This window comes from Flavobacteriales bacterium, assembly GCA_013001705.1.
Classification (GTDB): domain Bacteria; phylum Bacteroidota; class Bacteroidia; order Flavobacteriales_D; family JABDKJ01; genus JABDLZ01.
Map to the genome: position 1 here is coordinate 18,416 of JABDLZ010000060.1, position 9,352 is coordinate 27,767.

Genomic DNA, 9,352 nt, shown 5'->3' on the forward strand with positions numbered 1-9,352 from the left:
CGATCGAGAAGGTGACTCAGGTAGCTTTCTGATCAGCCTACCAACTCTCCCTCGGCCATGCTCGCATAGATGGCCTTACGGGTCTCTTCTGAGACACTGACCAGAGGTAAGCGCACATGTCGTTCGCAGATTCCTAGGTATTGCAGGGCTTCTTTCACCCCACTTGGATTTCCTTCCACAAAAAGCAGATTGATGGTATCCAAAAGTTGGTAGTGATGGTGACGTGCGGTGACCATGTCACCCTTCCTGGCCGCATGGACCATCTTGGCATATGGATCCGGGAAGGCATTTCCCACTACAGAGATCACTCCTTTTCCACCAGCTGCTAGGATGGGAAGTCCAAGGGCGTCATCTCCGCTCAATACCGCAAATCCTTCTGGTGCATCTTGGATGATCTCCATGATCTGGACCATGTTGCCAGAAGCTTCTTTGACCGCTACCATGTGTGGGATCTCATCGGCCAATAACAAGGTGGTAGAGGCTTCGACATTGCTTGAAGTACGGGCGGGTACATTATACAGTATGAAGGGGAGAGAAGAGGCTTCTGCCACCTGCCTGTAGTGCGCCACTATACCCACTTGAGTGGGTTTGTTATAGGACGGACTCACAGAGAGAATGCCGGTCACTCCAGAGAGGTCACTCTCTTTGAGTTCTTTGACCACGGCCGCTGTATTGTTTCCTCCGATACCGAGTACTACAGGCCTGCGTCCGTTATTCACTTCGAGAACGAAATCCAGTGCCGCTCGTTTCTCCTCTGGACCCAAGACCGGGGATTCACCGGTGGTCCCGTGTACCACTAGATAGTCCACTCCCCCTTGGATCAGGTGCTCGACCAAGCGCTGGAGAGCGGGATAATCAATCTGCCCTTGGGCATTGAATGGGGTGACCATGGCCACTCCCAATCCTTCAAACGCGCTGCCGTTCCTCATGATGGTTGATTGCATTCAAGTAATGATTCATTTGTCTGATATACAGGTCGAGGGTGCTTTCTTCTTTCATATCGATGAGCAGGTCATAGCTTTCTCGCTGGAGATTCCTCCCTACTTTGAAACGCGCATGACTTCGTTCAAGTACGAAGCGAAGAGGGATATTATTCCCATCGCTCAAGTCTATCAGTATATCGAAATCCCGGGCCACAAAGGAATCCACCGCCTGCCCGCTGGGATAGCCGAACCAATTGACCTCCTTGGCCGTGAAATAGTCGTGCATGAGCACATGGGCATGATAGAATGGAGCTTCCTTGGCATCGATGTAGCCTAGGGCCAGTACTTTGGAGATGCCGTGTTCTTTCTTCAGATAATCCACGAAATGCTTGGCCAGGATGTACATGGACTCATTCTCCGAAGGATAGATCACACCGATGTCCCTCGCCTGGTGGTAATTGACCACTTTGCGTGAGCGGTCCTGTTTGATCTTCCTGAGCTTCGACTCAGCAAAGAAGTCCTTTATGTTCTGCCATACTCCCATTCAGGCGATCAATTGTTTGAATTCTTCTTCTGAGATGATCGGGATTCCCAGTCTTTCGGCCTTTTCCGATTTACTGGGTCCCATGTTATCTCCGGCCACCACATAATCCGTCTTTTTGGAGATGCTGCTCACATTGATCCCACCGTGTGATTCGATAGTGGCCTTGAGCTCATCGCGACTGAATGTATGAAATACGCCTGAGACCACGAATTTCTTGCCTTCCAGTCGATCGCTGTGCGGACCATCAGCTGCCTCGACCTCGGTCTGGAGTCCGTAGGTCATGAGCCTCTGGACCATCTCCCGATTGGCGGCTTCTTCAAAATAGTGCATCAGGCTCGCTGCGATCACTTCTCCGATGATATCGACTTGGAGTAGAGCCTCCTTGTCTGCCATCATAAGGGCATCCATGCTCTTGAAATGCTTGGCCAGTCTTTTAGCCACGGTCTCACCCACATGGCGGATCCCCAATCCGAAGAGCACGCGCTCAAAGGGTACCTGCTTGGACTTCTCTACACCGGCAAGTAGGTTCTTCACCGACTTATCGGCCAATCTCTCCAAACCGATGAGGTCGTCATAGCTCAGCGTATAGAGATCGGCAATGTCATGGATCAGGCCTTGACGATAGAGCAGCTCGATAGTCTCGGGACCCATGCCTTCGATATCCATGGCCCTGCGACTTATGAAGTGCTCGATGGCTCCTTTGATCTGAGGTGGGCAACCTGCGCGGTTCGGACAGTAGTGTTGGGCTTCACCCTCGGTACGCACGAGCGGGGTATTGCATTCCGGACAATTCTGGATGAACTGTACCGCTTGGGCACCGAGTGGGCGGTTGTCCATATCGACTCCGGTGATCTTGGGGATGATCTCACCTCCTTTCTCCACATATACTTGGTCCTCGATGTGTAGATCTAGTTTCTCTATCTGATCTGCATTGTGCAGTGAGGCCCTTTTGACAATAGTTCCGGCCAAGAGAACTGGATCCAGATTGGCCACCGGGGTGATGGCTCCAGTACGTCCTACCTGATAGGTCACCCGTTCCAATCGGGTCACGGCCTGCTCGGCTTTGAACTTGTATGCGATCGCCCAGCGGGGTGATTTGGCAGTAGATCCCAACTCGACCTGCTGGGTTTCATTGTCCACTTTGATGACAACACCATCGATCTCGAAGGGTAGCTGCGTGCGCTCCGTATCCCAGTGATGTATGAAATCCAGGATCTGTTCCTTGCCCTGACAGCGTTCGATAAATCGTTGATCGACCGAAGGCGTCTTGAATCCCCAAGCTTGAGCCTTGACCACTTTTTCGAAGTGGCTCTGGGGTAGGTCTTCATTGCTATAGATGCCGTAAAGGATACAGTCGAGCATCCGCTCGCTCACGATGCTACTGTCCTGGAGTTTGAGTGTGCCGGATGCAGTGTTCCGTGGATTCATATAGCGTTCTTCTCCAGCCGCTTCTCTGGCATCATTCAGTGCTTGGAAACGAGCGAGAGGTAGGAAAATCTCTCCGCGTATCTCGAAATCCTCAGGATAGTCATCGCCTTTAAGGGTGAGCGGAATAGTTCGTATGGTGCGCACATTCTCTGTAACTTCTTCTCCTTGGCTTCCATCGCCTCGAGTGATGGCCTGTACCAACTGACCATTCACATAGCGTATCCCGATAGCCACTCCATCGTACTTGAGCTCGCAGACAAATGTGACAACTTCACCTACTGCTTTCTGTACGCGGTCTATCCACTCCTGTATCTCCTCTTCGCTATACGAATTGGAGAGTGAGAGCATCGGAAAGCGATGTTTGACAGTAGGAAAATCCTTCGTGACCGTGCCTCCTACGCGTTTGGTCGGAGAATTGTCCGTCTGGAATTGGGGATATTCCTGTTCCAATTTCTCCAATTCCTTCAGCTTCTCATCGAAGACCGTATCGGAGATCACCGGTGTGTCGAGGACATAGTACCTGTAGTTGTGTTCCTCGAGTTCCTTTCTCAGATGTTCTATCTGCTCTTGTATTCCTTGCAGATCCATAGGTTTTCCTTGCATGGGTAAAGGTACATCTAAGGCTATTCCCTCGATGCCTTGACCATGCGATCTTTTCCTTGCATATCCCGCCTGATGATCACATCCTTGAAATCCTTTTGCATACATAGCTCACGTATGGCCTCTCCTTGCTCTTCATGGATCTCCCAGTAGATACTTCCGTTTTCCTTCAGATGATCGACCGCAAAATCGAGGATGGCCCTGTAGAAGACCAGCGGATCCTCATCGCGCACGAAGAGTGCTTGGTGGGGTTCATGGGCGAGAACATTCTCACGCATAGCCTGCTTATCGGACTCCAGCACATAGGGCGGATTGCTCACAATAACATCGAAAGATTCGTAATTCCCTTCCGGTCGGAGGATGTCGTCTTGCACGAGTTGGATATCCAACCCGGTGGCTCGCTGATTCTCCCGAGCGATCTCCAAGGCAGTGTCATCGACTTCTATGGCCTGGATTCTAGCAGAAGGAAGTTTGGATTTCAATGCGAGCGCGATACATCCGGTGCCGGTACCGATATCCAGTATGGCTTGAGCATTCTGCTGTTCAGAATGGATCCAATGCACCAGTTCCTCCGTCTCCGGTCGGGGAATGAGTGTACCGGACTGGGTTAGTAGGCGTAGACCACAGAAGCTCGTATGTCCGATGATGTATTGGAGTGGTGTGCCGGCCTTTAATGCTTTGATGGCATTCAGGAAACGGAGGATCTGGGATTCGGTCAATTTGGTATCCTCGGCCAGGGTGATCTGGAGTCTATCCAAGCCGATCAGGTCCTCAGCCAATCGCTGGAAGAGCGAGCGCCATTCCTCTTGAGGGTAGATACTATGGCGCATCGATTTCTCGAAAAACCGCTTCATCGTACTCAGTCGATTGTCCTCTACCTGCATCGGGCTAATTTAACCGATGTACTTTAGCCCCATGTCCCATGAATCGCTGATGAAACGCTGTCTGGACCTGGCGCAGAATGCTTGGCCGGCCTGTCGACCCAATCCCATGGTGGGGGCGCTGTTGGTGCATCGGGACCAAATCATCGCTGAAGGGTACACCTCTCCCTATGGAGGCCCGCATGCTGAAGTAAAGGCTATAGGAGGGGCACCGGAAGATGCTTTGACCGAAAGTACTTTGTATGTGAGCCTGGAGCCTTGCGCCCATCATGGCAAGACCCCGCCTTGTGTGGACCTTATCTTGGAGAAGGGCATTCCACGCGTAGTGATCGGATGCCGGGATCCCTTTAAGGAGGTCGATGGGCGTGGAATCGAAAAACTCAGGGCCGCAGGATTGGAGGTCACTGTGGGTGTTCTGGAAGAAGAATGCCGCTGGCAGAACAGGCGCTTCATGACGTTCCATGAGAAGAAGCGTCCTTACGTCATCCTCAAGTGGGCTGAATCATCAGATGGATATATCGATCGCCAACGCGAGGGAGGTAAGGCCAGCCAAATCTCCTCAGCAGCAAGCAGTCAGCAGGTACATCAGTGGCGTGCCGATGAGATGGCCATCCTCATAGGAGGGAGGACTGCCCGAATGGATGACCCTTCCTTGACCACACGCTTGGTCTCAGGTCCCTCTCCTGAGCGATTTGTGTGGACGAGCACGGATCTGCCTAGCGAGTCTACATTACATAGGTCCGGATATAAGGCCGTTCAGGCTACCTCAGTTACTGAGGTTCTGAAGGAATTGTATGACCAGGGGATGCAATCGGTTTTGATAGAAGGTGGGGCAGAGGTGCATCGTCAATTCCTAGAAGAAGGGCTCTACGATGAGGTGCGCAGGATCATCGGGTCTGGGTCTTTAGGAAAGGGAGTAGAAGCTCCTGTGATCGATGGTCTTCCTGATACTGAAACCGCCTCTGGAAGCGACCGCATTCTGACCTATCTCAATACCCTTTGAGGAAGACCACATTGTCCATGTAGTCATCGGGAATGCGTTCCATCTTCTTTAGGGGAAAAGGGTAGCCCTTAGGGGCATAGGCCTGGAAGCCCTCGCTTGCCATGAAGTCCAGATAGTCCTTCTTGGTGTGTCCTGAGATGCTGGTATTGTGATCTAACTCGAGTACTACAGCCATCTTGGGATTGCGCTTCAAGGTCTCCTTGGCTCCGAGCAGCACTTTCATCTCATGTCCTTCCACGTCTATTTTCAAGATGTCCACGCGCTCCACTTGATGGCGTTCGCAATGCAGGTCCAAAGTGGTCAAGGAGACCCGCTCAGAATCGCCCAGATGCTGATGTTTGTTGAAAGAGGAAGAACCTAGGGATTGAATGTGGATGTCCAATTCCTCTTCGAGATCGGAAAGTCCCTTGGGTACCACGGTCACATTCTTGTAGCCATTGAGTTCCACATTCTTGTATAGGTATTTCAACGTCCGTGGATTGGGTTCAAAACTGATGCATTGCTTGACATGCGGTGCCAGATTGAGCGTATAGGCGCCTATGTTGGTCCCCACATCCACAAAGGTCATGTCCTTCTTCGCCAGAGCGATGAGTTGCTTCACAGTGTTCCTCTCGTACATGCCCATGGTATAGATCTTACGCATGACATGGTCCTGAAAGCTCAGCAGATAGCGTGTTCCATTGGAACCGGTGAATTCGAAATCCGAGTTATCGTCAGGGAGTTGGATGCGTTTCTCCAGAATTCCTTTACCCGTATCGATGGGAAAGTGGCGGAGGTATTTAAGGATGAGTTTCTCGAACATGGGCAAATGTTGCGGCTAAGATAATCGCTAGTCCGAGCCAGCATGTTCCGATGCTATGCGATAGTAGACGAATTCCTGCTCGCGTGTCCTGCCGTCCTGACTGCCGCTGATGCTGACCCGGAATTTATCCGCGTGAATGAGGGTGTAGCGTATGTGCTGCGGAAATTCCTGCGCGACATTCTGAAATAGAATATGTGTGTCACTGATCTCGGTAGCCTCGAAACGGATAGGACGCGTGGTATTATGCTCGCGAAGTATAGTCCCTGTATAGATGACCTTGTCTCCTTCTCTTTGGATATCGATACGCTGTACTTGCTCGGGTTCCCATCCGGCATGACTGACCACATCCACCTGATAGGCACCTTGTCCGATGTTCTCCCAGTGCTCTTTGATCTCCGTCCCGGTGAATTCCCAATCACCACACATGCGGTCCATGAAATGCAGATACGGATCGGATGAACCGCAGGAGACGAGTGTGAAGACGATGAGTATCAGCAGGAAGGATCGATACATAGGATGACGAAAATACATTCCCTTTCAAGCACGATATGAGCCAATATGACATGAATAATTCAACAATTCTCCAACAAACACGCCATAATGGCAGATAGATTTCAATGGTATATGCTTTGAATATCCATGAGCGAGCGAGAAGCTCAGAGCACATTGAAACACGAATCACACTTAAAAAAAACAATACGAAAATGACATACACAGTAAGCAGAAGAAGACCCGCATTTCCATCGCTATTCGATGACTTCTTCAACAACGACCTCTTCAACATGGGTTCAGGAGAACTGATGCGCAGGGCGGCAAGTCCAGCGGTCAATATCAAGGAGACTGAAAAGGATTTCCAATTGGAAGTCAGTGCTCCTGGAATGAAGAAAGAGGATTTCAAGATAGAGTTGGACAACGACATGCTCACCATCTCAGCCGAAGTGAAGAATGAGAACTCGGAGCAGGACGATCAAGGGAATTATACCCGCAGAGAATTCAGCTACGCTAGCTTCTCACGAAGCTTCACCATGCCGGAAGACAGAGTGAAGGAAGAAGAGATCGAAGCCAACTACACAGATGGTGTGCTACACATCACGCTGCCCAAGATGGAAGAAGAAGAGATCAACGAGCAGAAACGATTGATCGAGGTGAAGTGATCTTCTGATTATTTCATCAGAACCTTCAAAAAGCCCCGACACGGGGCTTTTTTTATTCAATTACCCGAAAAGAGGTATTTGATGACGCCAAGCAGCACCCCTACTTTGAGGTCCATTACTACAACAGATGAAACTGACACCTGAGATACTGGAAGAAGCGCGGGAATTGATCGCCCGTTCGGCCCACGGAGTGCTTGCTACGCTTTCGCTTCAATTGGAAGGGGCACCATTCGCTTCGGTGGCTTCATTCTGTCTGGACAAACAAGGGCAGCCACTGATCTACATGTCCACCATCGCGCAGCATACGCTCAATGTCACGGCCGATCCGCGCTGTTCCTTGATCGCGCTCGAGGGCCCGGGCAAAGATGTGCAGGCCGAGGGTCGTGTGACCATCATCGGGCAATTGGTCAAAGTGGAAGATGAGGCTTTGCTCGAGCGGTACCATCGCTATTTCCCTGCTTCACGTCAGTACAAGGAATTCCATGATTTCGATCTCTATAGATTGGAGCCTAGCAAAGTCCGCTACATCGGTGGCTTCGGACGTATCTTCTGGATAGAACCGCAGCAGATCTTCCAGGCGGACCCGATCACACTGGAAACGGAGTCTTTCATTGTAGAGCATATGAACGACCATCATCAGCACAACCTGGTAGACTATATCAGGCATTATGCGGGTCAGGCAGCTGGTGAGAAAGTAGAAATGGCCGGAGTAGATACCCGTGCCATGGACATTCTCAATGAAGAGCATCGTGTGCGTGTGGCTCTCAGCCGACCTATACATGATGGTACGGAGGCACGCGAGGTGATGGTGGAGATGGCCAAAGAGGCTCAGGCCACTGTCCCGTCCAAGGATTGAATCCTTAGTTCATCTTCTCCAGCGTCTCCAATAAGAATCCCCAATATTTCTGTACAGAAGAGATCTGTACTTTCTCATCGGGAGAGTGCGCTCCGCGGATATTCGGTCCGAAGCTGATCATCTCCATATCCGGATAATTCTGTCCCAAGATGCCGCATTCCAGACCGGCATGACAGGCCAGCACATGAGGCTCCTCATCAAAACGCTCTTTGTAGATCCGACTCATCAACTTGGTGATCTCAGCACCTGGCTTGGGTGTCCAGCCGGGATAGGAGCCGTCCATCTCGACCTGGGCTCCGATGAGTTCGAAGACCGAGGCAATGGCATTCGCCTCATCCATTTTTTCCGTGTCGACTGATGAACGGGTCAGACATAGGACCTCGTAGGCACCGTCTTTAGCTTCGACCCGGGCCAGATTATTAGAGGTCTGCACCAGGCCCTCTACATCGGGACTCATGCGGTAGATGCCGTTGGGGCAGGCTTGTATGGCGCGTAGTAACTGACACTGGAAGCCCAATTCCATCACCTGATCGGGCGCATCGCATTCTTCCAAACTGAGTTCCAGATCGGGATCGGTGCTGGAGTATTCGTCCACTAGGATACCGCCCACCTGGGCAAAGAATTCATCGAGTGCTTCTCCATGCTGCTCGGGGATGGCGATATGTGCAAAGCTCTCTCGTGGGATGGCATTGCGAAGTCCTCCGCCATCTATATTGGAAACCCGTATCCCTATTTGCTCTCCCTCGAGCAGGATACGGTTCATCAGTTTATTGGCATTGCCCAGTCCTTTATCGATGTCCATACCCGAGTGACCTCCGTTGAGTCCGGCCACCTTGATCTTGCGTCCTACATGGCCTTCGGGACAATCTTCTTGCTCATAGTTACCACGGGCCGTCACATCGATTCCTCCGGCACAGCCGATGGTGAGTTCATCATCATCCTCGGTATCCAAGTTCAGTAATACCTTTCCCTCGAAATGTCCGCCTTCAAGTTCCATGGCACCGGTCATTCCGGTCTCCTCATCGATGGTGAAGAGCGCTTCGAGGGGCGGGTGGGGGATACTATCCGATGAAAGGAGAGCCATGATGCTTGCCACTCCTATTCCGTTGTCAGCACCCAGAGTGGTGCCATCGGCTTTGACCCAATCGCCATCTACCAGCA

The 9,352-nt window shown here is 51.3% G+C and carries 10 protein-coding genes; 3 read left to right on the top strand and 7 right to left on the bottom strand.

Annotated features, from left to right (window positions below):
- Window positions 1-32: 32 nt before the first annotated feature.
- From HKN79_02255 to prmC, 4 genes are read right to left on the bottom strand one after another with little or no spacing between them, the layout of a single operon-like run.
- Entirely contained in the window at window positions 33-929 is an 897-nt protein-coding gene (locus HKN79_02255) for a 4-hydroxy-tetrahydrodipicolinate synthase (protein NNC82374.1), read from the bottom strand.
- Complete coding sequence (locus HKN79_02260; protein NNC82375.1) at window positions 907-1,467, bottom strand: hypothetical protein; 561 nt, start codon at window positions 1,465-1,467, stop codon at window positions 907-909. The genes HKN79_02255 and HKN79_02260 overlap by 23 nt, the downstream gene beginning before the upstream one ends.
- A complete protein-coding gene (ligA, locus tag HKN79_02265; GenBank protein ID NNC82376.1) occupies window positions 1,468-3,468 on the bottom strand; it encodes an NAD-dependent DNA ligase LigA in 2,001 nt (666 codons plus the stop codon).
- A 50-nt stretch (window positions 3,469-3,518) separates the two neighbouring features.
- Window positions 3,519-4,379 (bottom strand): peptide chain release factor N(5)-glutamine methyltransferase, encoded by an 861-nt coding sequence (prmC, locus tag HKN79_02270; GenBank protein ID NNC82377.1) that lies wholly within the window; start codon window positions 4,377-4,379, stop codon window positions 3,519-3,521.
- A 49-nt stretch (window positions 4,380-4,428) separates the two neighbouring features.
- Here prmC and ribD point away from each other — a divergent pair, with 49 nt between their 5' ends.
- Window positions 4,429-5,379, top strand: coding sequence for a bifunctional diaminohydroxyphosphoribosylaminopyrimidine deaminase/5-amino-6-(5-phosphoribosylamino)uracil reductase RibD (gene ribD, locus HKN79_02275; protein NNC82378.1), 951 nt, complete (start codon window positions 4,429-4,431; stop codon window positions 5,377-5,379).
- Here ribD and HKN79_02280 read toward each other — a convergent pair.
- Window positions 5,366-6,181: an FkbM family methyltransferase gene (locus HKN79_02280; protein NNC82379.1), complete on the bottom strand. Its 816-nt coding sequence runs from the start codon at window positions 6,179-6,181 to the stop codon at window positions 5,366-5,368. The two genes, ribD and HKN79_02280, sit on opposite strands and share 14 nt — an antisense overlap.
- 27 nt (window positions 6,182-6,208) lie before the next feature.
- On the bottom strand, window positions 6,209-6,694 hold the full coding sequence (locus HKN79_02285) for a hypothetical protein (protein NNC82380.1): 486 nt from the start codon (window positions 6,692-6,694) through the stop codon (window positions 6,209-6,211).
- 191 nt (window positions 6,695-6,885) lie between these two features.
- On the opposite strand from HKN79_02285, the gene HKN79_02290 reads away from it, so the two are divergent.
- Window positions 6,886-7,335, top strand: coding sequence for an Hsp20/alpha crystallin family protein (locus HKN79_02290; GenBank protein ID NNC82381.1), 450 nt, complete (start codon window positions 6,886-6,888; stop codon window positions 7,333-7,335).
- 127 nt (window positions 7,336-7,462) lie between these two features.
- Window positions 7,463-8,191, top strand: a complete 729-nt coding sequence (locus HKN79_02295; protein NNC82382.1) for a DUF2470 domain-containing protein — start codon at window positions 7,463-7,465, stop codon at window positions 8,189-8,191.
- Window positions 8,192-8,195: 4 nt separating this feature from the next.
- On the opposite strand, the gene pepD is transcribed toward HKN79_02295, so the two are convergent.
- On the bottom strand, window positions 8,196-9,352 hold a 1,157-nt coding region (pepD, locus tag HKN79_02300), incomplete at its 5' end, for a beta-Ala-His dipeptidase (protein NNC82383.1).